Origin of the sequence: Sodalinema gerasimenkoae IPPAS B-353 (assembly GCF_009846485.1) — a bacterium.
Classification (GTDB): domain Bacteria; phylum Cyanobacteriota; class Cyanobacteriia; order Cyanobacteriales; family Geitlerinemataceae; genus Sodalinema; species Sodalinema gerasimenkoae.
On record NZ_ML776472.1, the window covers coordinates 2,277,002 to 2,299,645 of the forward strand.

Annotated in this window: 26 protein-coding genes; 12 read left to right on the forward strand and 14 right to left on the reverse strand. The window is 52.6% G+C overall.

Annotated features, from left to right (window positions below; all coding sequences use genetic code 11):
* The first annotated feature begins 167 nt into the window (after positions 1-167).
* Together L855_RS09995 and L855_RS10000 are read left to right on the forward strand one after the other, a co-directional pair.
* A complete protein-coding gene (locus tag L855_RS09995) occupies positions 168-398 on the forward strand; it encodes a type II toxin-antitoxin system Phd/YefM family antitoxin (RefSeq protein WP_159787515.1) in 231 nt (76 codons plus the stop codon).
* Positions 383-727 carry a type II toxin-antitoxin system VapC family toxin gene (locus L855_RS10000; RefSeq protein WP_219729901.1) on the forward strand — a complete coding sequence of 115 codons (345 nt, stop codon included), beginning with the start codon at positions 383-385 and terminating at the stop codon, positions 725-727. Before L855_RS09995 ends, L855_RS10000 begins: the two co-directional genes overlap by 16 nt.
* Before the next feature lie 110 nt (positions 728-837).
* Here L855_RS10000 and moaB read toward each other — a convergent pair whose 3' ends face one another.
* The 3 genes from moaB to L855_RS10015 form a co-directional block, all read right to left on the reverse strand.
* Positions 838-1,392, reverse strand: a complete 555-nt coding sequence (gene moaB, locus L855_RS10005; RefSeq protein ID WP_246198793.1) for a molybdenum cofactor biosynthesis protein B — start codon at positions 1,390-1,392, stop codon at positions 838-840.
* Between the two features lie 54 nt (positions 1,393-1,446).
* Positions 1,447-2,760: a sensor histidine kinase gene (locus L855_RS10010; protein ID WP_159787518.1), complete on the reverse strand. Its 1,314-nt coding sequence runs from the start codon at positions 2,758-2,760 to the stop codon at positions 1,447-1,449.
* 153 nt (positions 2,761-2,913) lie between these two features.
* The gene (locus tag L855_RS10015; RefSeq protein ID WP_159787521.1) at positions 2,914-3,312 is read right to left on the reverse strand and encodes a hypothetical protein; all 399 of its coding nucleotides are present in this window, start codon (positions 3,310-3,312) and stop codon (positions 2,914-2,916) included.
* Positions 3,313-3,529: 217 nt separating this feature from the next.
* On the opposite strand from L855_RS10015, the gene hslO reads away from it, so the two are divergent.
* Positions 3,530-4,435: an Hsp33 family molecular chaperone HslO gene (gene hslO / locus L855_RS10020; RefSeq protein ID WP_159787524.1), complete on the forward strand. Its 906-nt coding sequence runs from the start codon at positions 3,530-3,532 to the stop codon at positions 4,433-4,435.
* A 43-nt stretch (positions 4,436-4,478) separates the two neighbouring features.
* Here the strand turns inward: hslO and L855_RS10025 are convergent, their stop codons facing one another.
* Positions 4,479-4,889 carry a DUF4168 domain-containing protein gene (locus L855_RS10025; RefSeq protein ID WP_159787527.1) on the reverse strand — a complete coding sequence of 137 codons (411 nt, stop codon included), beginning with the start codon at positions 4,887-4,889 and terminating at the stop codon, positions 4,479-4,481.
* A 75-nt stretch (positions 4,890-4,964) separates the two neighbouring features.
* Positions 4,965-5,885 carry a histone deacetylase family protein gene (locus L855_RS10030; RefSeq protein ID WP_159787530.1) on the reverse strand — a complete coding sequence of 307 codons (921 nt, stop codon included), beginning with the start codon at positions 5,883-5,885 and terminating at the stop codon, positions 4,965-4,967.
* 85 nt (positions 5,886-5,970) lie between these two features.
* Here L855_RS10030 and L855_RS10035 point away from each other — a divergent pair, with 85 nt between their 5' ends.
* A complete protein-coding gene (locus tag L855_RS10035) occupies positions 5,971-6,495 on the forward strand; it encodes a hypothetical protein (RefSeq protein WP_159787533.1) in 525 nt (174 codons plus the stop codon).
* Positions 6,496-6,545: 50 nt separating this feature from the next.
* Here L855_RS10035 and L855_RS10040 read toward each other — a convergent pair whose 3' ends face one another.
* From L855_RS10040 to L855_RS10055, 4 genes are all read right to left on the reverse strand, one after another.
* Complete coding sequence (locus tag L855_RS10040) at positions 6,546-7,172, reverse strand: Uma2 family endonuclease (RefSeq protein ID WP_159787536.1); 627 nt, start codon at positions 7,170-7,172, stop codon at positions 6,546-6,548.
* A gap of 5 nt (positions 7,173-7,177) precedes the next feature.
* Positions 7,178-9,640 carry a GH116 family glycosyl hydrolase gene (locus tag L855_RS10045; protein WP_159787539.1) on the reverse strand — a complete coding sequence of 821 codons (2,463 nt, stop codon included), beginning with the start codon at positions 9,638-9,640 and terminating at the stop codon, positions 7,178-7,180.
* Positions 9,641-9,670: 30 nt separating this feature from the next.
* Positions 9,671-11,236 (reverse strand): SagB/ThcOx family dehydrogenase, encoded by a 1,566-nt coding sequence (locus L855_RS10050; RefSeq protein WP_159787542.1) that lies wholly within the window; start codon positions 11,234-11,236, stop codon positions 9,671-9,673.
* A 153-nt stretch (positions 11,237-11,389) separates the two neighbouring features.
* Positions 11,390-11,935: a DUF4214 domain-containing protein gene (locus L855_RS10055; protein ID WP_159787545.1), complete on the reverse strand. Its 546-nt coding sequence runs from the start codon at positions 11,933-11,935 to the stop codon at positions 11,390-11,392.
* Between L855_RS10055 and L855_RS10060 the strand changes: the two genes are divergently transcribed.
* Positions 11,934-12,746 carry a carbon-nitrogen hydrolase family protein gene (locus tag L855_RS10060; protein ID WP_159787548.1) on the forward strand — a complete coding sequence of 271 codons (813 nt, stop codon included), beginning with the start codon at positions 11,934-11,936 and terminating at the stop codon, positions 12,744-12,746. The two genes, L855_RS10055 and L855_RS10060, sit on opposite strands and share 2 nt — an antisense overlap.
* Here L855_RS10060 and L855_RS10065 read toward each other — a convergent pair.
* Positions 12,743-13,504 (reverse strand): potassium channel family protein, encoded by a 762-nt coding sequence (locus L855_RS10065; RefSeq protein WP_246198794.1) that lies wholly within the window; start codon positions 13,502-13,504, stop codon positions 12,743-12,745. The genes L855_RS10060 and L855_RS10065 overlap by 4 nt on opposite strands.
* A gap of 95 nt (positions 13,505-13,599) precedes the next feature.
* On the opposite strand from L855_RS10065, the gene L855_RS10070 reads away from it, so the two are divergent.
* On the forward strand, positions 13,600-14,949 hold the full coding sequence (locus L855_RS10070; RefSeq protein WP_192925021.1) for an IS200/IS605 family accessory protein TnpB-related protein: 1,350 nt from the start codon (positions 13,600-13,602) through the stop codon (positions 14,947-14,949).
* Here the strand turns inward: L855_RS10070 and L855_RS10075 are convergent.
* Both L855_RS10075 and wecB read right to left on the reverse strand, forming a co-directional pair.
* Positions 14,927-15,241: a potassium channel family protein gene (locus L855_RS10075; protein WP_159787554.1), complete on the reverse strand. Its 315-nt coding sequence runs from the start codon at positions 15,239-15,241 to the stop codon at positions 14,927-14,929. The two genes, L855_RS10070 and L855_RS10075, sit on opposite strands and share 23 nt — an antisense overlap.
* A 21-nt stretch (positions 15,242-15,262) precedes the next feature.
* Positions 15,263-16,390 carry a non-hydrolyzing UDP-N-acetylglucosamine 2-epimerase gene (wecB, locus tag L855_RS10080; RefSeq protein ID WP_159787557.1) on the reverse strand — a complete coding sequence of 376 codons (1,128 nt, stop codon included), beginning with the start codon at positions 16,388-16,390 and terminating at the stop codon, positions 15,263-15,265.
* 275 nt (positions 16,391-16,665) lie between these two features.
* Between wecB and L855_RS10085 the strand changes: the two genes are divergently transcribed.
* From L855_RS10085 to L855_RS10100, 4 genes are all read left to right on the forward strand, one after another.
* Complete coding sequence (locus L855_RS10085) at positions 16,666-17,868, forward strand: type IV pilus twitching motility protein PilT (RefSeq protein WP_159787560.1); 1,203 nt, start codon at positions 16,666-16,668, stop codon at positions 17,866-17,868.
* A 6-nt stretch (positions 17,869-17,874) separates the two neighbouring features.
* Positions 17,875-18,591, forward strand: a complete 717-nt coding sequence (locus tag L855_RS10090) for a circadian clock KaiB family protein (RefSeq protein WP_159787563.1) — start codon at positions 17,875-17,877, stop codon at positions 18,589-18,591.
* 106 nt (positions 18,592-18,697) lie between these two features.
* A complete protein-coding gene (locus L855_RS10095) occupies positions 18,698-19,303 on the forward strand; it encodes a hypothetical protein (protein WP_159787566.1) in 606 nt (201 codons plus the stop codon).
* A 45-nt stretch (positions 19,304-19,348) separates the two neighbouring features.
* Entirely contained in the window at positions 19,349-20,077 is a 729-nt protein-coding gene (locus L855_RS10100; protein ID WP_159787569.1) for an SDR family oxidoreductase, read from the forward strand.
* Here L855_RS10100 and L855_RS10105 read toward each other — a convergent pair.
* Both L855_RS10105 and L855_RS10110 read right to left on the reverse strand, forming a co-directional pair.
* On the reverse strand, positions 20,074-20,973 hold the full coding sequence (locus L855_RS10105; RefSeq protein ID WP_159787572.1) for an ROK family protein: 900 nt from the start codon (positions 20,971-20,973) through the stop codon (positions 20,074-20,076). The genes L855_RS10100 and L855_RS10105 overlap by 4 nt on opposite strands.
* 32 nt (positions 20,974-21,005) lie before the next feature.
* Positions 21,006-21,326 carry a DUF3593 domain-containing protein gene (locus L855_RS10110; protein ID WP_159787575.1) on the reverse strand — a complete coding sequence of 107 codons (321 nt, stop codon included), beginning with the start codon at positions 21,324-21,326 and terminating at the stop codon, positions 21,006-21,008.
* A gap of 375 nt (positions 21,327-21,701) precedes the next feature.
* On the opposite strand from L855_RS10110, the gene L855_RS10115 reads away from it, so the two are divergent.
* Positions 21,702-22,295: a superoxide dismutase gene (locus tag L855_RS10115; protein WP_159787578.1), complete on the forward strand. Its 594-nt coding sequence runs from the start codon at positions 21,702-21,704 to the stop codon at positions 22,293-22,295.
* Positions 22,296-22,420: 125 nt separating this feature from the next.
* Entirely contained in the window at positions 22,421-22,639 is a 219-nt protein-coding gene (locus tag L855_RS10120) for a hypothetical protein (protein ID WP_159787581.1), read from the forward strand.
* Positions 22,640-22,644 lie beyond the last annotated feature (5 nt).

Below are 22,644 nucleotides of genomic sequence, written 5' to 3' on the forward strand. Positions count from 1 at the left end.
GAATTGAGGTTGAGATAAAAGAATCTTATCGGTTCCTCCTTGATTGTGATTCAGATACACTTTGGCTCTTCAGTACAGCAAGTTCATGCCAGACGGGTTGTGTTAAAATTGTACTTTAAGCTTTGTTGTACCCTGTCAGCGTATCTTTTAAAACAAAGTAAATAACCATGAAAACCATTGACAAGAACCAGATTGCAGGTAACTTCCTAGAAATCCTAGAGCAAATAAAATTAAAAGGGGAGGACGTTTTGGTGACTGAAGATGATCAACCAATCCTCAAAATCTCCCCTTACCAAAAATCTCCAACAACAGCAGAATTATTTGGTAAAATGAGGGGAAAGGTTCAGTATTTTGAAGATTTAACTCAACTCACACTAGATAAATGGTTAGACAGTTAAGCATTGTCCTAGATACTTGTGCCTTGATTTGGTGGAGTTTAGACCCAGAAAGGTTGTCCCAAGCAGCAAAGCAGGCTTGTGATGTAATGGAACAAGAGAAAAACGGGTATGTCCCCTCAATTTCTATTTGGGAAATTGCTCTTAAGGTCAAGCGCAAGAAACTGGATTTAGGGGTTGACATTCAGGACTATGTTGCTGCACTGAAACAGTCCGATGTTGTGAAAATATTACCCATCAACGAAGACATTTGGCTAAAAATGGTGCAGTTGGAATTGGGACCATCGAGACCCAGCAGATCGTGTTGTTGTGGCGATCGCCCAAATGACTGACTCATCAATAATAACAGCAGACACAAAAATTGCACAGTTCTATTCATCTATCATTTGGTAATTTCAAACTAGACCTAATTTCCCCAGTTCCATCATGCCATGGCCATCGCTCACCCTTCCGACAAGCGAGGCATCAACGAGACTAAATTACAGGGACGATAGCGGCTGTCCAATTGCCAACGGAGAATCTCATCCCAGCCATCACCACAGGCCCCCGACGACCCCGGTAACGCGAACAAATAGGTTCCCTTCGCCACCCCCGCCGTGGCCCGGGATTGCAACGCCGACAGGCCAATTTTCTCATAACTAATGCGGCGGAACAGTTCCCCAAAACCGGGAATCTCCTTCTCGCAAACCTCCGCCAACGCCTCCGGAGTCACATCTCGGCCCGTCACTCCCGTTCCCCCCGTCGTGATGACCACATCCACCTCCGGGTTCGCCACCCACTCCCGCAACACCGCCACAATCTCCTCACAGTCATCTCTCACCAGTCGCCGCTGAACTAGCCGATGTCCAGCCGCTTCGAGACGGCCTACCAACACCTGGCCCGACTTGTCCGTCTCCAAGGTGCGACTGTCCGAGATGGTCAAAATGGCAATGTTGACTGGACAAAACTGACGAGACTCATCAATACCCACCATAATTTCACAAACGTCAGCCGTCATGGCCGCTAGTCACTACAAGACCCTGGGGCATTCTAGCAAAGACTGATCCGCTAGTTAAGCTTGAACCGGCTTGATGGGTAAACGCATCTCAAAGGCAGTTCCCTCCCCAGGGGTGGACGAAAAACTTAACTGTCCATGATGGTTATCGACGATAATTTGATGGCTAATGGCTAACCCTAAGCCAGTTCCTTTCCCCGCTGGCTTGGTAGTAAAGAAATTCTCAAAAATCCGGTTCTGAATCGTCTCGGGTATTCCCGGCCCATTGTCTTCAATGATAATGGAGACCCAACTCTCATCAATTTGCTGGGTCGTTAAAGTGATAATTGGCTCCTTGCCAAGTTGTTTCACCTCCTCCACCGCATCGATCGCATTGCTAAGCAAATTCATAAACACCTGATTTAACTGCCCTGAAGCACAATAAACTGGAGGAATATGTCCATAATGCTTTTCCAGGGTAATTCCTGTCTTTAAGCGGTTGTTTAAAATTAGAAGTGTATTTTCAAGATGGGTTTCTAAATTGGTGTTCTCATAGCGGTCTTCCCCCATGTGAGAAAAGCCATGTAAACTCCCCACAATTTTCGTCAAGCGTTCCGCACTTTCTCGAACGGTTTGCAAAATCTTCGGTAAATCGTCCTTCAAAAACTCAAATTCTAGGTCTTCCTTGAGTTCCTGAACTTCCTCAGCCACCGTGCCTTCAGCTTCATAGGCCTCCACCAACTCCAGTAAATCCTGAAAATAGTTCTGGAGAAAGTTCATATTCCCATTGATGCAGTTTACCGGATTACGAAACTCATGGGCCACTCCCGCCACCATACGTCCTAAACTGGACATTTTTTCCGTCTGCATCATCTGCTGACGAGTTTGTTCATGTAATAACTGAGTGGTCAGTTGATGAATGTGAGATTGAGCCACCAAAAGCTGATGAACATCGAGTAAATGATACTCTCCTGAATCAACTTCGACTAAAATTGGCTCGTAGAGCAAATCTGGGGGACGTTGTAGAGACCGCCGCGCCGCCATGACAATCAAGGTGTGGCTAGGATAACAAAATACTTCTCGCTCGGCAAAGTAATAGAGAGAGGCGATGGGACGACGGGAAAACAACTCAATGCTATAAATCCGACTCATGTGTTCGAGGAGTTTCCGCCGCGACAAGACACCAACAAACCGATTATTTTGAGTCAAAATAACCCCCGGAAGTAAGGGATTCTGGTTAAATATCTCCATCACCTCCTCCCCCCGACAGGAGACGGGAACATTACATTGATGTAACTCCAGCTCATCTAAGGTTGAGTCTAAGCTAAGATGTGCAACCGGAGTTGCTTCCGGGAGTTGGGGTTGGGAGATGGACTGTAGAAGGACAGACATGGCGGTTTCAGATTAAAAGATTGGCTAATGTTAGTTTGAATACAGACTTAGTTGCATCCTAACTGATTTCACTGCCAATCTTCCGGGCGATCGCCAAATCTTTACGAGGGTAAAACTGGGTTTAAGGTAACATTAACTCGGCGTTAACAAAACCTAAGAACCCGACTCCACTTTAGTCGTTGTTAAAAACTCCCGCAACCGCCATAAACTCAGAGTTTGCCCAAGATTCAACGGCAATACAGACACCCCTTCCAAGCGCGATTGCACCCAACCCTCGCCCCAATACCATTCATGAAAGCCGTCAATTCCCTGACTGAGAATCATCCGTAAACAATGGTCATTCGCCACCTCAACCCGATGTTGAATCGTAATCGGGCCGAGGGAACTGGTGAATGTTAAATCCGAATGGAGTTTTGGCGGCAGTCCAGTCGAGAGTTGCTGGGGGGCCAGCCACTTCTGAATCTGACCCGGTTCCAATAAACTCTGGCCGATCGCCTCGGCTGACGCATCCACCTCAATTCGTAACTGACTCTGTTGGAAGCTTCCAAACATACTAACCCTATGTCTTGCGAGCGGCATCAAACCATATCCCCCCTATTATCGCCGATCGAGAAGCGTCTGGGGGACCGATTCCCAATTCCGGTGTTTCCTTCTTCTTGCCTCTTGCCTCTTGCCTCTTGCCTCTTGCCTCTTGCCTCTTGCCTCTTGCCTTCCCCCCCCAGTTCCCAATTCCCTACAATAAGTAAAGACTTCATCAATCCAGACTTTCATGGCAGACCAGCTTATTCGCGCAACCGCAGCCAATGGTGGCATTCGCTGCGTCGGGGTCATCACCACCCGACTCACAGAAGAGGCCCGACAACGCCATCAACTCTCCTACGTCGCCACCGCTGCACTCGGTCGAACCATGAGTGCCGGCCTACTCCTCGCCTCCAATATGAAAAACCCCGACTCCCGCGTTAATCTGCGGATAAAAGGGGATGGTCCCCTCGGGGGAATTCTCGTGGATGCGGGGATGGATGGAACCGTACGCGGCTACGTGAACAACCCCGACGTCGAACTTCCCCCCAACAGCCGAGGCAAACTTGACGTGGGCCAAGCCGTTGGGTCTAATGGCTTTCTCTATGTCATCCGAGATATCGGCTACGGCTATCCCTACTCCAGTACCGTCGAACTGGTATCTGGGGAAATCGGTGACGACGTGACCCACTATCTAGGAACCTCCGAACAAACCCCCTCAGCCCTAGTTCTCGGAGTCTTCGTGGGGTCAGAAGGCGTCACGGCTTCCGGGGGACTACTCCTACAAGTACTGCCCAAAGCCGCCCGCGACGATGCCCTCATTGCCACCCTTGAATCCCGCCTGACGGGACTTTCTGGCTTTACACCGCTGTTGAAACAGAAAAAGACCCTCAATGCCATTTTTGAGACTCTTTTAGGGGATTTAGACCTGAAGATTCTCCCCGGAGTACAGATGTTGCGCTTCCACTGTGGCTGTTCCTGGGATCGAATGTTGGGGGCCCTCAAACTCTTAGGGGCAAGCGAGTTAGAGGATATGATTGATAAAGATGGTGGGGCTGAGGCCACCTGTGAGTTTTGTAAGGAGGTCTATAACGCCGATGCCAATGACCTACAACGGCTCATCGATGATTTAGCCCAATCCTCCTCAGCCCGGTAGAGATATTGATTTGGGGGGATATCCCCCCAAGCGAAACTCGCCTTTACTCCTCAGAATCTTGAATTTGCGTGGCGACCCGTTCGCTAAACTCCGCATCGGTGTCAGCAAGGGTTAACAATTGCAAGTATTCCGGGGGAGTCAATCCCGTCTCTTGGATAATCTCGATCGCCGCCGCTTCCAATTCCTGTTCCAATTGGTTGTACTCTTCAGCGGTTTCCGCCTGTTGCAGTTCCTCACTGCGGCCACTAATCAAGTCCACAATCCCCATATAGGCGTTGGCGAACTGACTCACCTTTTCCGAAGAAATTGCCCCAGAGTCAGTAATCTCCGAGATCCCCAGATCGTTCATCGTTGTCGCAGTCGGTGCGTCATCGGCCCAGGCCAATCCCGGAACCAGGAGCATCAGCAGCCCCCAACAGACGGCGATCGCCCCGATCAGTCCTTGTCTACTCATCAATTGCATAAAGTCATCCTTAGTATCATTATCCCTTCAGTATACTGGCGTGGCTTGAATCGATGCGATCGCCCCTCAACCCAAACGATACTGACGGAACAAATCACCAGCCACCCGATGCAACAAACTATGGCGATACGTCAGCGCCGCAAAATCCGTACTATAGCCCCCACCAATCACACAAGCCACCGGATACCCCGCCCCCAAACAGGTACTCAACACCTGCATCTCCCGGCGAAAAATCCCCGTATCCGTTAACGCCAATTTCCCCAGGCGATCGCCCAAATGCGGGTCCACCCCAGCATCATACAGCACCAAATCCGGCTTCACCTGAGACAACACATCTGGCAAATACCGAGCCAAAGTTTGTAAATACTCATCATCCTCCATCCCCTCCCGAAGCGACACATCCAAATCACTAACTTGCTTGCGACTCGGGAAATTCACCCCACAGTGCATCGAGAACGTAAACACCGTCTCATCCCCCTGAAACATCACCGCCGTTCCATCCCCCTGATGCACATCCAAATCCACAATCAACACCCGCCGCGCCAATCCCCGCTTCTGCACAAACCGGGCCGCGATCGCCAAATCATTAAAAATACAAAACCCCGAACCAAACCCCGGAAACGCATGATGAGTTCCCCCCACTGTATTACAAGCTAACCCTGTCTCCAGAGCCAACTGAGCCGTCAACAGCGTTCCCCCCACTGCCAAACAGGTGCGTCGCGCCAATTCTGCTGTCCAAGGGAGGCCAATCCGCCGTTGCGCCTTCTCCGGGAGGGTTCCCGTCAAATAGCCCTCCACATACTCCCCCTCATGGAGCCATTCCAACACCTCCCGAGGCGGTAAACTGGGAACGTGAATCTGATCCGGCGTGGCGATTCCCTGGCGCAACAGATAGCTGTAGAGTTGCGAGAACTTCTGCATCGGGAAACGATGGCCTGGCGGCAGGGGGGCCACATAATCACGATGATGCACAATCGGTAACGCCATAAACGAGCCTTAACGGGTATTCCGGGAAAAATTTGTAAGATACAGATAGATAATTATCCCAAGTTTTCACAAGCGAGATATCCCTATGGACTCCAAACTGACCTGGCAATACGGCAGCGAACATCCTGAGAATAGCGCCAATCTCGATGCCATTCGTCAATGGTGGTCAAAACTCAGTGGTAAAAGCGTTCTCTGGCAACAACGCATCGTTCCCGACGGCGAGGAGGTGGGCCAACTCGACTGGGAACCCCAGCGATTTGACGAGCGCTTTGCCATGGCCGAACCGGAACTTAAAGGCATCACGGTATACTGGCGCAAACCCGACGAAGAGGCCCCCCGCAACATTACCGCCGGAACCCTAGAACTCGAAACTCGACAGCAGCAACTGTTTGTTTATCCCAAATCTCGCCCCAACGTTGCCATTCGGGTCAGTTTACCCCAAGTTAAGTTTGAGACCGTGGAACTGACTCAGCCCGAGGTTCAATGTGTGGTTAATAACGAGAAGGGCCTGCTCGTCTTCCGGGACAAACCTCAATTACTCGAAGTCAAAATTAAACTCGATGCAGCGGCGATCGCGCGGCTCAAAGAACAACTCACTGGCGACGAGTAACTTCATTTGGGCGATCCATCTCTTGCGATCGCCCAATCCATTCAGAAATGTCATGATGAATGAGTGTCTTCAACCACTCCCAACACCGCATCCACCGTTAACCGTAACTCCGGAAAAACCCTTGAAACCAACGTATCCCCCCGTCTAAATTGCTGTAACTGATACTCCCCCTCAACCAAACCCGCAATCGTAATCGTCGGTTGCTTTGGCGTTCCGATATAGCGCCCCCCACCCAACGCCCGATAATCGACGAGCCAATACTCCTGAATCCCCATCGCCTCATACTCAATCAGTTTATGGCCGTAATCATCCCGCCAATTGGTGCTGACAACCTCAACCACCAACGGAACCGTCGCCCCCGACTCAATCACAGAAGCCGTATTCCAGAGGGGTTCCTGGCGCAGTTGACGGCGATCGCACACCGCCACATCCGGCTGATATCCCGATCGCGGCGCTTGCGGTTTCAACAAACAGGCCCGGGGAATCGTATACGCAAGTCCCCCCCGACGAATCGCCAGATTAAACTCCGCCACTAAAAACCCCGCAATCTCCTCATGAGGCCCCGTCGGTAACACTGCAATCACTTCCCCTTCAATCAGTTCATAGCGCCGGCCATCATCAGGATACTGGGCCAGAAACGCCTCAAATTCTAGCGGATGAGTTTGTACAGCCACCATAGCCCCTATCGTCCCCTCAACGAATCATCTCCACACCAAACCTCATACATCGCCCAAATCGCCATCGGCCGGAGATAATGTCCCGCGCGGAAGGTTCGGGCCGCCGTAATCGCCTCAGGAGTGCGGAACTGAAGTCCCCCCTCATAAATTTGTCGCACCACCGCCTCCGTCATCATCAGCGCCTCCGTCTTCAATCCCATGAGGATTAAAAAGGCCCCAATTCCGAAGTTAATCCCAGTCCAAACCTCCAACGGATGCGTCGCCTGGGGATCTTCGGGGGAACCATCTAACATCACCCCATTGGCGGCCCCAATCGGCGTCTCTAAGCCTTGATTAAACTGGACAAAACAACTCTCATAAACCGTTTTCAGAGCCAAGTCCGCACAATTGCGCGGCACAACATCCTCCAACCCCAACAGTTGCGCATAAAACTGGCCACAAAGCTGATCCGCCATCACCACCTCCGAACCACTCTCACTATCAAGGCGATAATAGCGACCATTCCAGAGCGTATTGTGATAGCGGGGTTTCGCCTCCTGAAGCCAGACACGATACTCCGGTAACACCTGCGCCGGTTCGGGGATATTCTGGTGGGAATTACCCGTGTTCCAGGGTTGTACAGAGGTTTCTAGCTGTTCCCCAATGGCGATCGCCGCCTCCAGGGCCGCCAACCATAAGCCCCCACAATAGGCACTAATCCCCTGCAAACGCCAATCATCAAAGGTCTGATCCGGTGCGCCACCATTTTCGGGAATAGAATCCCCATCCGTATCAAAGGTTTTCAGATAGGCGATCGCCTGAACTACCCCCTGCCAACAGTCTTGTAAAAACTCAATATCTTTGGCTCCAGTAAACAGGAAATCTCGATAAACTTGCAATACAAAATCGCACGGTAAATCCTTCCAAAGATTACAATCCTGATAGCTAGTGTAATTGGTTTGAACCCAAGGATGTTCATTCGCCGCCCCCAAATCATGGGGCGTTGCGCCCACCGCCTTGCGAATCGCCGCTGCCCCGTTATAGCCAATGACCCGAGGCGTCTCATCTCCCGTAGGAATGGCCCGCGCGAAGGAGCGAATCACCGATTTTTCCAACAGCGGCCAAAGTTTTAGTAGGGCAAAAGACCCATACAAACGGACATCCAAACTTTCATACCAGCGATAATCAAAACTCTCTAAAACCCCAAAATGACCTTTTGGTTCCTCCTGATTTGCTGTCGTCCATAAACTGCCCCCACTACTGAGGTCATACAGTTCATTAAACAAGGCCATTTTGAACCAACCCGGCAGCGACTCATCCTCTAAAATCGGCGTTTGCCAATCCACGATCGCCTCCTTCCACATATCCGAATGCTTCAGGGCCGTGCGAATCATCGACCAACTATTTTGCCCATTGCGACCAAAAAAGTCCGTATAGCGGCGATAGGCCGTAATTCCGGCAGCAAACTCCGTAATCGGGAAATCCCAGGCCAAAATAAAGGGAATCTTGCGAGTTTTGCCTGGACGCACCGTAAAGCGGACGGCGATCGCCGCCCCAATCCGTTCCCCCGCCACCGCCGGGGTTTCATCCTCCCAATTCTCCAAACTTCCATCTTCGGCAAAGGAGCGCCAAATTTCCGAGCCATCCCCCACCGGATTCCAGCGAGAATGATAAAACACCTTCACCGCCGGATTCGTCACCGTTGCCAGGGCAAATTGCCCCTCTCCCTCGGCGATCGCCTCATGCCCCATGGCCCCAGAATTGAGCAAACAGCCCAGACGGGAAAAATCCTCTAACCAACGGTTTACATTCCCCTGAGAGTTGCCCCAGCGAGACTCGTAATCATAAACTGGACTGCCATCATCCCGTACCCGCACCTCCGGGGATTTCAGCGTATTCGTAAACCAACCGGCGATATTTTCCCAGGTTAATAAAACACTTAACGTAATCGGTTCATCGGTGGGATTATGAGCCGTCCATTCAAAAATTGCCAGGGGATAACTGGTTTCTTGATAATTATCAGGAATAATCGGCGAGAACTGCTCACAGGTGAGATAACAGTTAAACAGCTTTTCATACACCGACCAACTGCGGGGATAGAGCGCGTGATAGGTTCCCGTGGACTCTCCCGCCGCAGTTTCAGCCGGATACCAATTCCAACTGCTTAAGGTTCCATCCTCCGGGGGAACCGTCGAGAGAGCATAAGCCTGCCGTTGTCCCGAGTCCGTTTCCTCATACACCGAGAACTGACAGCCTGGGAGGGGTTTAAAAATATGTTCCCCCCCATCAAGATGCCAAAGATTAAACGTTCCCTGGGGCGATCGCCCAATCGCACCCGCCCCAAACCCTCCCAGGGGCATTCCATGATCCGGGCCATCATCGAGATTACTGGCATAACGGACGCGATAGGGATTATCCCAGCCCTTTCCCAGAGGGCGTTGCCAGGTATGGGGAGGAATCGGGGGATGAGTTGGATAGTGAATTGGCATACCGTCAGTTCAGGAAAACGAAAACAGGACTTAAGGACGTCGGGTGGTTCGCGGTTGTCCGATGGTGGTGATGTATAGCACCGCCTCATCGGGGGGAATCCCCAGCACATCATTGACATGATCATCAAAAAAGCCAGCAATGCCACTGACGCCCAAGCGCAGATACGTCGCCGCTAAATTCAGACGTTGCCCAAGATGACCCGCATCCAAATGTAAATAACGATAGGCGCGATCGCCCCAGCGAGCAATAGCCCCCTGCAAATCTGCCGTATGAAACAACACCATCGCCGCATCTCGCCCTAAATCTTGGCCCAAACAGAGAAAATGCAGTTCACGGCGGAAGTTTTTAAAGCGAATTTGCCGCAATTCCTGGGCCTGAGGCGCATAGTAATAACAGCCATCATCCAATCCCGCCACCGCTGTTGTAGCAATAAAGGTTTGAATCAGACTGCGATCGCACAAACTGGGCTGTTCCCACCCCTGAGTGGCTGACGCTGCCGGGGGATTGCCACTAAGTCGGCCCAGAGACTGTGGCTGATAAGCAAAATTCAACAACGCCTTGACCTGCTCTAACTCAATCTCAGCGTCTCCGTCATAGGCCCGTGTTGAACGGCGTTGCAGTAACGTCGCCTCCAGAGCCTTGCCTCCCACCCCCCAATCCAGAGGAGAACTGGCGGTACTCACCTTGGTGCAAAAGGGAAAGTTATATTTATCCTCAATGGCCTGAGAACTCAACTGAGACCCCAACTCGGCACTAGAGTCAGAACTAGACTCAGGAGCGCCCTCAATGGCGCTGGCCTGATGTAAATATCCCAGGAGAGAGCCATCGGGTAACTCTGGATAATCGAGATCCGCATCGGACGCTAACGCCGTCGTTAAGGGCAGTTCAAGGGCGGCATTTTGCCGTTCCTGAAGGGCCACAACGGCGATCGCCCCCTCCTCCTCAGGATTCAGGTACAGCAACTCGTTCACCGCCCTATCATCAAACCCAGCAATCAGGTAGGGGCGATAATTCGTCAACGCCGCCGCCAAGTCTAAATTTCCCAACAGATGCCCCGTATCCAAATGAATGCGGCGGTAGGCCCGATCCTGATAGCGCCAGGAGGAGCGGAAAAACACCGCCGTCGTCACAATGATAAACGGAGCTTCCTTCAGCGCCGGATGCCCGAAACACGCCGCCTCCAGAGCCTCACCGGGGTCACCATCCCAGAATTGCACCAGACTATGATCCCGCACCTGGTAGTTGTAGCGACCTGCGGGCAAATCGTCACCCCCACGAGACAGCACATACACTTCCGCCGGATAGAGTCCCCCCGCCGAGGGAGCCGCTCGTAGTAACAAATCCTGTTGGGCAATTTGAGGAATCCGAGCCGTCACCCCATAGGTGCAGTACAGCAGATGGGACAGCCGCGACAGGACGGTCTGGCGATCGCCAATATGGGGTTTTAAGTCAACACGAGTCCCAATGGGATAATCCTTAAAGGGAACCGGGGGACGCTCCCAATCAATATCAGGAACCCGTTGATTGATGGTCTCCGGGTCGTATTTCGTGCGCTCATGATAGAGCTTAGCGATGGAAAACTTCTGTTTGGTCATACCTCACAGGTTTATAATAGACAATTGATGATGAGCGCTCAGTACGATTATAAGCCTTGTATGAACTTATTTTTTCTCCGCCCAACGTCCTAACGTAACTGTCCTTAAATCAAGAGCAGAACCCGTTAAAAGAGTAAGCAAGACAACATTAGGTTAAGGGGAGGTATCTCGTAATTGTAGAGCTTCCTCACTGTTCGAGACCTCCTCATAGACATTCTCCAAGGTTCCCCCATCCATGAGCTTCTGCCTCCAAGTCTCTAAGCCACTCTCATCCACATCTCGTCCCAGAATAGTCTGATAAATTCCGTTGATCCGAGCCATCACCTCCTCCCCTTGGACCAAAGTGCGCCGAAACTCCGTCATGGACAGTCCCGCCAAAATCGCATGAGACCAATGTTCTAGCTCCCGTTCCGTGGCCGTGCGTTGCAGCAGATCCCGGTAAATGCGGTTAATCTCCGGGTAGTAGTCCGACGCATCCGGGGGAACACGACTGCGCAGATAGGTTTGCCAATCGAGATCAGACTGAGGCTGGGTATAATACCGTAGCCAATCCCGGTCAAAACAGAGGGTGTAGTCATCCGTGCGTCGGCATGACTCCTGACCATTTGCTCGGGGGGCGATCGCCGCTAAAATCATTAAGGTCGCGATCGCCAATACCATTGAAGCCCGATATCGACCGTCCTTTCGAGAAGAATCCATGAAGTCCTACCTTGCTGCGGCAATTCAAATGACGAGCGTGCCAGATCTCCACCAAAATTTGGCACAAGCGGAAGAGTTAATCGACCTTGCCGTGCGCCGAGGAGCCGAACTCATAGGATTGCCGGAAAACTTCTCCTTCCTCGGAGAAGAAGAAGAAAAAATTGCCCAAGCGCCCCAAATCGCTCAGGAGAGTGAACTGTTCCTCAAAACCATGGCGCAACGGTATCAAGTCACCCTTCTTGGAGGCGGCTTTCCCATCCCCGTCAGTGAGACGCAGGCCTACAATACCGCCCTACTCATCGATCCCAGCGGCACGGAACTAGCCCGCTACCACAAGGTCCACTTGTTCGATGTTAACCTGCCCGACGGCAACACGTACCAAGAATCCAGTACCGTTCGCGCTGGCAGTGACCTTCCCCCCGTCTATCCCTCTCCTGATTTAGGCCAACTGGGGCTATCCGTCTGTTATGACGTGCGTTTCCCGGAACTGTACCGTCATCTCTCGCGCCAGGGAGCAGATGTCTTATTTATCCCTGCCGCCTTCACCGCCTACACCGGCAAAGACCATTGGCAAGTCCTGCTTCAGGCCCGGGCGATCGAGAACACCGCCTACGTCATCGCCCCCGCCCAAACCGGTCGCCACTATGGCATTCGTCAATCTCACGGCCATGCTGTCATCATTGACCCCTGGGGAACTGTCATCGCCGATGCTGGCACAAAAGTTGGGATTGCGATCGCCGAAATTAATCCCCAACGACTAGAGCAAGTTCGCGGCCAAATGCCCTCCCTCCAACATCGCGTCTTCGCCTAGCGGTAGTTGAATTTTAGGATATCGTCCATGTGACCAATCACCATCATCGTGTCCCCTCGATGCAGCACCTCTGAGGCGGCGGGGTGGGAGAGGGTTTTGCCATTAGCCCGACGCAACGCGACAATCAGAAATAAGCCTTTACCCCAAACCTCCACCTCGCCAATGGAGCGACCGTTGAGGCGGGACGTCGCACGAACATCGACTTCTATTAGTTGCAGGTGAATCTGGGCCAGCATCTCATTGAGGGTATGGCCCCCCTCCTCCTGCTCGAAAAACTCAAAGGCCGTCGGTTGAGTAATGTAGTTACTCATCTGGAGGGCACCAATTTCCGCCGGGAGAACCACCCGATTGGCCCCCGCTAAACGCAGTTTATTCTCTGTGGTGGGTTTTTCACCCCGGGCAAGAATGGTAATATCCGGCTTGAGTCCCCGTGCTGTGAGAGTAACAAACACATTCACCGCATCTTCAGGGAGTACGGCGGCTAGAAACAGGGCCCGTTTAATCCCGACTGAGAGTAACACCTCCTCCTCCGCTGCATCTCCCACTTGCACGAGGTAACCCAAAGATTCCGCCGTTTCGAGTAAATCTGGATTACGGTCAATAATCACAAAGGGTTTACGGGCTTGATAGAGGCGTTTCGCCAGAATTTGTCCCATCCGGCCAAAGCCACAAACAATGGAGTGATGGTCTAATTGCTCAATGCCCTTCGTCTTTCGTTGAGCCTCCAGGGCCCGGTGAACTTCGCCTTCTGTAACCATTTGAACAAAACAGCGACGCATTCCCCCACCTCGCCGAACGGCAGGTGGGGGTCAAGGAGCCGCCGAGCTAACAAGCCTTGGGGTATCATACCGTTATGGCACGAATCACATCAATCATCCGTACAGACCTATGGAATCTTAACCCGACAGCCAGCCAGCAAGTGCTGCTGAGCCAAACGGTTGAGATCTATCGTCGCGTCTGTCGGCATTTGATGGGGATTCTCTTAACCCATTGGCCATCTCTAGGGGGGTTATCCAGTCAAAAACGGGTTCTAGCCGTCGAAAAACTCATTCACCAAACCGCCAAGAACCCTAACCCCAAATACCGGCAATTTGACCAAACCTTTTACAAGTTCCCTAGCTACTACCGACGGGCCGCCATTGTCTTTGCTGCTGGCCAAGTCAGTAGCTACATGACCCGATATCGGGAATGGCAATCGGGAACTCGTCAACGTCGGGATGCTAAACCTCCAATCCTCAATCCCAACAGTGGCTGTTATCCGACCCTGTATAAAGGTCAATGCTATAAACTCCATGGCTACAGCCACATCGACATCAAGGTCTTTAATGGAACTGATTGGGTCTGGACGACCGTTGGGATAACCAGCTTACGAGAACGACATACCGTAGATAGCAACAAGCTACGGTCACCCGCCCTCATTGTTAATGAGCAGAAACGGGCCTGTCATCTCTCAGTTCCGTTTGAGTGTCATCCACCCCAACGGGAGGGAGAGGGTCGAGTTGTCAGTGTTGACCTGGGTATCAACACCACCGCTACCGTAGCAGTCGTGAATTTTGACGGCACTGTAACCTATCGGGAGTTTATTCACCCGGGGAGAGACATAGACCGTCGGGATAAACGGCTGAAATCGGTATCTAAACGAGCCAGCCAAACGATGGGACACGGTGGACGTCTCCAGAAAGGGTTCTGCTCCCATACCTACCGCAAATGTCGTAACATCAACCGTCAAATCGGGCAGATTGTCTCCAAGCGTATTGTGCAGATTGCCCAACAGTTCAATGCTGATGCCATTATCTTTGAGAACCTGAAAGGATGGAAGGCTAAGGGAGGACGCAAACGCTCTAACCTGCGCCAACGCTTTCATGGATGGCTTAAGGCTACGATTCGAGACTTGACCGAGATGAAGTGGCAAGAGATTGGTGGCAAGGTCATTGATATCGTTGCCGCCTATACCTCAAAGCTGGCTTATGACGGCAGTGGAGTGGTGCGGCGGAACTCCAAAAACTATGCTCTGGCTAAATTTTCCTCGGGCAAGCGATACAATGCAGACCTTAATGGGGCGCTTAATATTGCTGCCCGAGGTATTCTTCAGCTCACTCGCCGAAAGGACAGTGAGGAACGTTCGAGCCAACGTTCTCGACGTTCGCCTAGAAGCTGGGCTTGTTTGTGTGACCTGTGGACTAATAATATAGTCTCAGGTTAGCACCGATACCCCCACCTCGCCCAAGGCAGGTGGGGTGAGCTTCATTAAATCCTCCCACGATGTAAACAGCCGATGAGGTTCCGGCGATGATAACAATGATCGTAAAAACTTTTTCCGTGGTGGACTCAAGGGGGTTCACTTCGCTGTAACCCACCCCAAAAATGGTGATGATCACCATATAAATCGCATCAATCCACTCCCAGCCCAGGAGGACATAGCCCATCACAGCGAAGGCGATCGTGCAAACAAAGACAACGCCGCCTAGGAGCATCTGTCTAAAAGCACGGTGCATGAGGTATCCCGTAATTTAAAGTTAGGGAATCGAGAGGCCCTGAAAATACTCTGACACAATTTGCAAAATCCGTTCGGACGCCCGACCGTCCCCAAAGGGATTCACCGCGTTAGCCATCGTGGCGTAGGCCTGGGAATCTTGCAGGAGTGTGACTGCTTCCGAGACGATGCGATCGCTCTCGGTTCCAATCAGCTTCGCCGTCCCCGCCTCAATCGCTTCTGGACGTTCTGTGGTCTCTCGTAAGACTAACACGGGTTTTCCTAGGGCCGGGGCCTCCTCCTGAAGGCCTCCTGAGTCCGTCAACAGAAGGGTACAACGGGCGATCGCCCCTACCAGGGCAGTATAGTCGAGGGGTTCTGTCAGAAACACCCGCTCATGCTGACCTAAAATCCGTTGCAACGGCTCACGCACCGTCGGGTTACGGTGTAACGGCAGCAACAGAGCCGTATCCGGAACCTGATCGAGAATCCGCAAAAAGCCCTCCGCAATCGATTGCAGGCGATCGCCCCAATTCTCCCGCCGATGCACCGTCGCTAACAACACCCGCTGCTGAGTCCAATCCAGTCCCGCCACCTCACAAGGGGGAGTTTGCTCCGCCACCGACAGCAGCGCATCAATCACCGTATTTCCCGTATGATGAATCGCCCCCACCACCCCTGACTTGCGTAAATTTTCCACCGCCCGAGTCGTGGGCGCAAAATGCAACGTCGTCAGTTGAGAAATCAAACGGCGGTTGGCTTCCTCAGGATAGGGATCAAACAGCTCATCGGTTCTTAGCCCAGCTTCAACATGACCAACCGGAATTTTTTGATAGAATGCAGCCAGAGCCGCCGCAAACGCCGTTGTTGTGTCTCCTTGAACCACTACCAAATCAGGCCCCAACTCTTGAAAGATCGATTCCAATCCCTGTAAACTCCGACGGGTAATGTCCGTCAGGGTTTGTTTGGGTTTCATGATATCGAGATCTCGCTGGGCAGATAGTTGAAACAAATCCATCACCTGCTGCACCATTTCTCGATGTTGTCCGGTCAAAATCACCTGAGTTTCAAACTCAGTCGATTGTTGAAAGCAACGAATCACCGGAGCCAGCTTAATGGCTTCAGGGCGAGTTCCTAGAGTGATACAGACACGGAGAGACGGAGACGACATAAGCGGCGATCGCACGATACGGTATAGCAAACAGCACCATTGAGAATCATGGTCCCCTAAGCTTGGGGCTGATCCAGGGACGATGTTAGAGGAATTTACGGTTTACAAATTGCCCCCTTTGGGGGAGACAATGGACGAATTGAGTCCTCTACAAGCCGGTCACACTAGACCCAGAGCGATGGTGTGTCAGTCAACTCCATCCTCTCATCCATTAAACCCAGCCTCTTGTTCATCCTAGGCCGAATTCACCTGATTCCTAAAAGACTCTAGCACTTATGACACAATCTCAACGCCCCCCAGCCGCACCCCCTCCACCAGCCCAGCGTTCCCCAGTCGCCCAACGTCCTCCAGCGGCAGCCACTGCACCGGCCCAACAGGCCAGCCCTCGTCGTGCCCCCACCGGACCCAGTCCCGGTCATCCCACCATCCGTGAGATTATTCAGCGGGCGGAAAAAGAAGGCTACTCCGATGTTCACGTGGGCGTGGGTGAAATTCCTCGCTATCGTGTCAGGGGGGATATCGCCCCCACAGAATGGCCCGAAACGGATCTCAACACCTTCATGAGTTGGATGCGGGAACTGATGAGCGATGAAGAAATCCGTCAGTTCCAAGAAAACCTCGACTTCGACGGTGCAGCGGACTTAGGCTTTGTCCGGGTACGGATTAACGCCTTTGATACCCTAGCCGGCCCGGCGATCGTTCTGCGTCTGATCGGTGCCGAAATTCTCACCCTTGAACAACTGCGACTCCCGGAAGTCTTCAAAAGTATTAGCTTGGACTATCACAAAGGGCTGATTTTGGTGACAGGACCCACTGGGTCTGGGAAATCCACCAGCATGGCGGCGATGATTGACTATATCAATCGGAATAAGGCCTATCACATCATCACCATTGAAGACCCAGTTGAATTTGTCCACAAAAGTAAAAAATCCCTAATCAAACACCGGGAAGTCGGAACCCATACCCACAAATTCTTTAATGCTCTAAAAGCCGCATTACGGGAAGATCCGGACTTGATTTTGGTGGGGGAAATTCGCGATAAAGATACCATGAATATCGCCCTCAAAGCTGCCTCAACGGGTCACTTGGTCATGGGAACCTTGCACACAAACAGTGCTGTAAAAACCATCGAACGGGTCATGGGGATGTTCCCCCCAGCCGAACAGCCCGCGTTCCGGGTTGCTCTAGCAGAATCTTTGGTCTCCATTATTGCCCAAGGTTTATGTAAAACAACCGACGGCAAACGGGCAGCATTCCACGATATTCTCATCGCCACCGATGCCGTGAAAGAATACGTCATTCAAGGCAAGCTCGACGAAATCACCGATGTGATGTTGCGCTCTGAGTTTGATGGCATGACCACCATGAATAAAGCGCTGTTTGAACTCTATCAAGAAGGTCGGATTACCGAAGAAATTGCCCTTGATAAATCCCCCACTCCCAATGAAATGGCTCAGTTCCTCCGGGGTCGGGTTTAAAGAGCCTTGGGGACTGTCGAGCCATTTAAGGGATTAGCCCTGTTTACACCCGGTGGGGATGTCGTCTATGCCGTCGACCCCCACCATCGCGATCGCTGGCATCTCCAACTCTGTGTGGCGGTTCAGGAGGTTTTAGGACTTCCCGAGCCGCCACATTTTCTCGTGCCTTGTTATAGTGCCACTGTCGATCGCTATCTCAACCCACAAACCCAACGGCTCGAAACCATTGCCGAAGCCATGTTTGCCGTCTGGCGTTATCGAGGCTTACTGAATCAGCTATTTGAATTAGAGTCTGTCTCCTGGGAGTTAAAACCCAGTTCCCTAGAACTCTGTAACCCCCTAGCTCTGGAAAGTTATCGTCCACAATTTCCTGAACTATGGCAAAATCATGATCTCGTCTTGCAGGTCGGACGTCAGGGCCATGACCCAGCGATCCTCAACCCCGCCGATGCAGATACCAGTGGCTATGTCTTCCGTCTCTTCATCCGTGGCGACAGCCCCACCACCGAAGAGACCCTACTCCGCCTACATGAGACCCTCGATCGCGCCCTAGGTCATCCTTATACTCTCAAAGTGATTGATGTTCTCAAGCACCCCCAACAAACAGAACTCGATCGCGTCTCAGCCACCCCCACCCTCATCCGCATCTGGCCCCAACCCATCCGACGCATTGTCGGCGAAATGAACGATCTCGACTTCATCTTCAAACTCATCAATAATTAACCCAAACATCCCCCATTGCCCCTTGCCTCTCCCCCCTACTGCCTACTGCCTACTGCCCACTGTTCCCTGTTCCCTGTTCCCTGTTCCCTGTTCCCTTCCTCCCCCCATGCACCATCAAACCTGGATTCCCCTCCTAACCCTCGTCCTCGGACTCATCCCCCAAACTGTTGTCGCCCAATCCTCCCCCCGTCTAACCCCGGAAGACTGCCGACGCTTAGAAGTGGGCATGAGCGAAACGGAACTCGACAGCATTTTAGACGAGTTAAACATTGAGCCAGAACGAGACCCCGGCTCCCCCGGAAATAGCCTCTGGCGTTGGATGGACGACGACAGTGGAGCCGTGTTCCTAGCGGTGCTACGCAATCAGCAGGTTGCCCAACTCTCCTGCTTTGGAGTTCGCCCTGCCACCCCAGAATCCCAAGACAATCATCAACTCTGCGCTCAAGTGGAGATGGGGATGAGCTTAGAGGAAGTGCGACAGCGTCTGGGGTCCCCAGGGGAGATGGTTCCCACCGATAGTATGTTCTCAGAAGGACTCTTGTGGCAATGGGAAAATCCAGCTCGTCAGGAAGTGGCGATTCTGGCCTTCTCCAATTTTGATGCCTTGTCCGGGAAAACTTGCTTGGTGAGCCAAAGCGAGTCGGAGCAGAGTTTGCAAATTCCCGATTTTGTCGAACAGCCTAACTGGGTCGTCGAGGTTCCACAACGCTAAACTCTCGATACACTGAATAGGCAATTGATCGAAATCAGCTATTTCATGACCTCCAGCCAAGGACAACTTGCCCTCATTACCGGAGCCAGTAGCGGGATTGGTAAAGCCACCGCCCTGGCCTTTGCTGAAGCGGGGATTAATCTGGCCCTGCTCAGTCGCTCCCAGGATAAACTCGAACAGGTGGCGATCGCCGCCCGTAAGTTCGGCGTCACAGCCGATGTGTTTCCCTGTGACTTGCTCGAAGTCGAACAACTGCGCGATCGCTTCGCCACCCTGGCCCAGAAGTTAGGCAAAGTCGATATCCTCGTCAACAACGCCGGGATTGGCTATATCAACAGCCTTACCGACACCCCTCTAGCGGATTGGGAACGAGTCTTCCGCCTCAATGTCACCAGTGTTGTTGAGTCCACCTGCGGCATCCTCCCCACCATGCGAGCCAACGGCGGCGGCATCATCATCAATGTTTCCTCCATCGCCGGAAAACAGGCGTTTCCCAACTGGGGGGCCTATTCCGCTAGTAAATTTGCCATGATGGGCTTCTCCCAAACCCTCGCTGCCGAGGAACGAGAGCATGGCATTCGGGTTACCGCCATTTGTCCAGGGGCCGTCAACACCCCCATCTGGGACACGGAAACTATGGATAAAGCCGGGTTCGATCGCAACAGTATGCTCACCCCCGAAGCCGTTGCCCAAGCCATCCTACAAGCGGTACAACTCCCACAAGGAGCTGTGCTGGAGGAGGTGACGATTATGCCTAGTGGCGGTGCGTTCTAGGAGGCGTTCCTCGCCAACAACTGCCAGGCCAGTTGGGCCGCTCCCACCATCCCCGCCCGATTGCCCAACTCGGCCAGCCGCAGACTGAGTCCCTCCCGAGAACTGGGCAAGACTCGCCGTTGTAATTCGGCCTCGGTGGCCCCTAAAAATAAGGGAGCCGCCGCCGCAATGCCGCCCCCGAGGAGAATCGCCTCGGGGGTTAGTACATAAACTAAACTGGCTAAGCCGGCCCCCAAGCGTTGTCCATACTGTTGCCAATAGGCGATCGCCCCCCCATCCCCCGCCTCAGCTTTAGCGGCTAGCTCATGAGGCTCTAACCCCGTCTCGCGGCGAATCGCCTGGACTGAAGCATATTGTTCTAAGGACCCCTGATTGCCGCTATTACAGGGGGGACCCTGGGGATTGAGGGTAATCAACCCCAACTCTCCCGCCGTCCCGTTACGCCCCACAAAGAGCCGGCCATCGAGGATAATCGCTCCCCCCACCCCGGTTCCTAGGGTCAAGAGAATCAAATTCTGCACATCCCGGCCCGCACCAAGCCAGGCCTCTCCCAATCCGGCACAATTGGCGTCATTCGCCAAAATTGTCGGCCGTCCCGTCTGCTGTTCTAACACCTCAGCCACCGGCACATTCTGCCAACCAGCTAAGTTAATGGCCACCCGAGCAATACGTCCGGCGGCATCCGTGGGGCCCGGCGTTCCCAACCCCAGGGCCAGACTGGTTCCGGCGGGGTCGAGTTCTGCCACCGCTGCGGCGATCGCCCCTAACACCGCTTCAGGACTCGCCGGTTGCGGTGTGGCTACCTGTAACTGCCCTAAACAGTCTCCCTCACGGGTAAACTGTCCCAGTTTAATCGCGGTTCCGCCGAGATCAATACCAATGACGCTTGGGTGCATAGAAGGGGGCATAGCAGACTGAAAAACGATAGTTAGAACTCATCCGGGGGAGACGTGGTCTCCGTTGTCCCCAGGGTGTCCTTGACGGCTTCGCGAAATCCCAACACCACCACCAAGTTGGACAGGGTCAGGAAAAACTCAGCACTACCATGGAGCCAATCCACATTCGCGAGGCTTTCACCCAACTCCACCTGGGCATAAATCCCCGCTGGAATCGTCACCACAACGAACAACAGTAACAGATAGAAGCCAATCAGCGCCAAACGAGGCGTTTCGGGCGATCGCGTCAGAAAGTAGAGAAACCCCAAATAGGGAAATAGGGAAACAGCGAACAGCATATCCTTGAGTGTCATAACTCACCAACCCCTAAGGTTTTCTGTATTACGGGCTACAGACAGGGAGGATTCTCCCCTCTTACCCCGAAACCTAACATGGATCTTCCAACATGGATCTGCCGACGGCGATCGCCCAACTCAAGAAACCCAACAATTCCCGCCTAAATCAGACATACAAGCCATTCTCCCCAGCTTTCTCATAATCAGTCTGGATTTGTGTTAGGTTTTGGGATAGGATCATAAGTGTTAAGTTTCATTGCCGCCTCCGGTTCGGTCAAACCAGCCTGGTAGCGGGACGTCGAGGCTCGCCTCGGCAGAGAATAACAAATCGCCTAAGCGGCTGTCATGACTGGCAGCACCCCTTAGCATAAAGACATTAGAGGAGAAACATCAATGGCATTCACACTTCCTGAACTACCCTACGCTAAAGACGCACTAGCCCCCCATATTTCCGCGCAGACCCTAGAATTTCACCATGGCAAGCACCATGCTGGGTATGTCACAAAACTCAATGCTGCCATTGAAGGGAGTGATCTTGAGGGCAAATCCTTAGAAGATATCATCAAAGCCACCGCCGGCAATCCTGAGAAATCCGGCATCTTCAACAACGCCGCCCAAGTCTGGAACCACAGCTTCTACTGGCAGTGCATGAAACCCGGTGGTGGTGGCCAACCCGGCGGCGCACTCGCTGCAAAAATCAACACCCAATTCGGTGGCTTCGACAAACTGGTTGCTGAACTCAAAGCCGCTGGTGGCGGTCAGTTCGGCAGCGGTTGGGCTTGGCTGGTGCAAGATGGCGACAGCCTGAAAGTGGTCAAAACCCTCAACGCTGAGAACCCCATCACCCAAGGACTCAAGCCTCTTTTGACCATCGATGTTTGGGAACATGCCTACTATCTGGACTACCAAAACAAACGTCCTGACTACCTAGACACCTTCCTCAGCAGCCTCGTGAACTGGGACTTCGTCGCCAGCCAAATGAGCTAGACTCGGGCCAGTCAGCCTTAGCTTATCCTCGTTTCAATCCCGAAACGCCTCAGCCACGCCCTGCGTGGCTGTTTTTTTTCGCGGCGAGTCGTTAAGGTGACGTTAAACTGACAGAGATAGGATCTATGGATAGTCGTGACCTAGCACAATATATTGAAAGCGTCGATGGACTCCACAAACCCTGGCTTTTGGCGCAACTGCGCCTGAAAAAGTTACAAGAACGCCGTTCTCGACTCTCCGACGCCGATTATGTGGCAGAACTCGCCCAAATCCAAGACCAGTTAGCGCAATTGGGCGACTGGTGGGTCGGTCGAGAAGATGAGGTGTTTCGTCAAGGTCGTTAATCTAA